Below are 2,749 nucleotides of genomic sequence, written 5' to 3' on the forward strand. Positions count from 1 at the left end.
CGCTGCCGCCGACACCGGCGCCGACGCTGGTCACCGGACCCGGCTGCATCGCATTGGGCTTGCCCGCGTTGGGGTCGTGCAGCACCACGCTCTGGCCCACGCCGGCACCGACCGGGCCGACGCCCAGGCCCATGCCGACCGAGCCCGCGACCGCGCCGCTGTTGCTGACCGCGACGCCCGCGCCGAGCGGGCCGAAGCCGGTGTTGAGGCCGACCGAGAAGTTGCCGTCCTTGGTGGCGCCGAGCCCCAGCGAGAGGCCCGGCACGATCGGGATGCCGATCTGGTAGTGGGAGCAGCCGCTCACCAGCAGCGCGAGCAGCACGCCGGCCGGAAGGCCGGCGGCCGCGATGCGGGTGCGCGGCCGCGTGTTCACACCAGGAGCGCGTTCACGCGCCGCACGTAGGCCGCGGGATCGGCCGGCAGGCCGCCCTCGGCGAGCAGCGCCTGGTCGAACAGGATGTTCGCGAGGTCGTCGAAGTGGGCCGAGCCCTCGAGCTTCTTGACCAGCGCGTGCTCGGCATTGACCTCGAGCACCGGCTTGAGTTCGGGCGCGGGCTGGCCGGCCTGCTTGAGCATGCGCGCGAGCTGCGTGCTCATGCCGCCGTCCTGCACCACGAGGCAGGCCGGCGAGTCGACCAGGCGCGTGGTGACGCGCACGTCCTCGGCCTTGTCCTTGAGCGCTTCCTTGAGCTTCTCGAGCAGCGGCTTGAACGACTCGGCGGCCTCCTCGGCGGCCTTCTTCTCGTCCTCGTCCTGCAGCTTGCCGAGGTCGACCGCGCCCTTGGCCACGCTCTGCAGCGGCGTGCCGTCGAACTCGTTGAGGTAGTTGAGCGCCCACTCGTCGACGCGGTCGGTCATCAGCAGCACCTCGATGCCCTTCTTCTTGAAGACCTCGAGCTGCGGGCTGTTCTTGGCGGCGGCCAGCGTGTCGGCCGTGATGTAGTAGATCGCGTCCTGGCCGTCCTTCATGCGTGCCTTGTAGTCGGCGAAGCTCACGCTCACGGCATCGGTGGTGGTCGAGGCGTAGCGCAGCAGCTTGGCGATGCGGTCGCGGTTGCCGAAGTCCTCGCCCAGGCCTTCCTTGAGCACGGCGCCGAACTCGGCATAGAACTTGGCGTACTTGCCCGCGTCGTCGGCCGCCGCGGCGGCGGTCTCGGCCGCGGTGGGCGCGTTCTTGTCGACCACATCGGTCACGGCCTCGGTCGGCTCGGGCGTGGGCACCGATTCGCCCGAGCCCACGTCGATGCGGCCCTCGCCGCTCTCGGGGCCGGTCTTCTGCTTCTTGGCCAGGTCCTCGAGCATGCCGAGCACGCGCTTGGTGCTGCCTTCGCGGATCGCCTTCACGTCGCGGCTTTCCTGCAGCAGCTCGCGGCTCACGTTGAGCGGCAGGTCGGCCGAGTCGATCACGCCCTTGACGAAGCGCAGGTAGCTGGGCATCAGCGCCTCGGCGTCGTCCATGATGAAGACGCGCTTCACGTAGAGCTTGACGCCCGCGCTCTTCTCGCGGTTCCAGAGGTCGAACGGCGCCTTGGCGGGGATGTAGAGCAGCTGGGTGTACTCGGTGCTGCCTTCGACGCGGTTGTGGCTCCAGGCCAACGGCGCCTCGAAGTCATGGCTGATGCTCTTGTAGAACTCCTCGTACTGCTCGGCGCTGATGTCCTTCTTGGGACGGCTCCACAGCGCGTTGGCCTTGTTGACCGTTTCCCATTCGCCGGTCTTCACCATGTCGCCGGGCTGGTCGTTCTCGCCTTCCTTCCACTCCTCCTTCTCCATGAGGATCGGCAGCGAGATGTGGTCGGAGTACTTGCCGACGATCTGCTTGATCTTCCAGGCGTTGAGGTATTCGTCGGCATCCTCGCGCAGGTGCAGCGTGATGCTGGTGCCGCGCTCGGCACGCGTGATGTCGGCCACCTCGAAGTCGCCGGCGCCGCCGCTGGCCCAGCGCACGCCCTGCTCGGCGGGCAGGCCCGCGCGGCGCGATTCGACGGTGATGCGGTCGGCCACGATGAAGCCCGAGTAGAAGCCCACGCCGAACTGGCCGATGAGCTGCGCGTCGGCCTTCTGGTCGCCGCTGAGCTTGCTCACGAAGTCCTTGGTGCCGCTCTTGGCGATGGTGCCGAGGTTGTCGATCGCCTCCTGGCGCGACAGGCCGATGCCCTTGTCGGTGATGGTGATCGTGCGCGCGGCCTTGTCGAAGCTGATGCGCACGTCGAGCTCGGACTGGCCTTCGTAGAGCTCGGGACGGTCGATGGCCTCGAAGCGCAGCTTGTCGCAGGCGTCCGATGCATTCGAGATCAGCTCGCGCAGGAAGATTTCCTTGTTGGAGTACAGCGCATGCGTGACGAGGTGCAGCAGTTGCGCGACTTCGGCCTGGAACGGGAGTTTGGTGTTGGAGGAATCAGCCATTGGAAAAGGAAAGGTCGGATCGAAAAAATTCTAAGGCGGCGCGGCGGTCCGGGCTCGGCCCGGACGCAGCTTTTCTACCTGGGGCAAACGGTTTTAAAAATCAACGCTCGCAAGCGCGATTTCAAGCACTCCGTCACGGTTTACTACGAAAAATTCGGCAACGCCCCTGAAGCCCTCGTTTTTGGTCAGCAAAAGTTACCAAAAACCACAATCATCGCCTCCGCTGCGCACGCAGTGATTCAACTCAACCGGGGCCCTCGGGGCCCAAAGGGACGGCGATGTTGTTGGATGACGAGGGAGTTGCCGTGGCCTGCCGCTGGCTCGGCCGGAATGCCGTGGCGCC

Annotated in this window: 3 protein-coding genes; 1 reads left to right on the forward strand and 2 read right to left on the reverse strand. The window is 66.7% G+C overall.

Annotated elements, in window-relative coordinates; all coding sequences use genetic code 11:
• On the reverse strand, positions 1 to 373 hold a 373-nt coding region (locus AC27VN_RS38140), incomplete at its 3' end, for a hypothetical protein (protein ID WP_490880023.1).
• Positions 370 to 2,406 (reverse strand): molecular chaperone HtpG, encoded by a 2,037-nt coding sequence (htpG, locus tag AC27VN_RS38145; protein ID WP_093355234.1) that lies wholly within the window; start codon positions 2,404 to 2,406, stop codon positions 370 to 372. The genes AC27VN_RS38140 and htpG, both read right to left, overlap by 4 nt.
• Between htpG and AC27VN_RS38150 the strand changes: the two genes are divergently transcribed.
• Positions 2,335 to 2,749 (forward strand): hypothetical protein (locus tag AC27VN_RS38150; protein ID WP_490880024.1); only part of this gene is annotated, 415 nt, incomplete at its 3' end. The genes htpG and AC27VN_RS38150 overlap by 72 nt on opposite strands.

The organism is Variovorax sp. 20P10.2.4 (genome assembly GCF_058244205.1).

Excerpts from the sequence above, each read along its gene's own strand:
- htpG (WP_093355234.1), bottom strand. The coding sequence starts at position 2,406 with ATGGCTGATTCCTCCAACACCAAACTCCCGTTCCAGGCCGAAGTCGCG.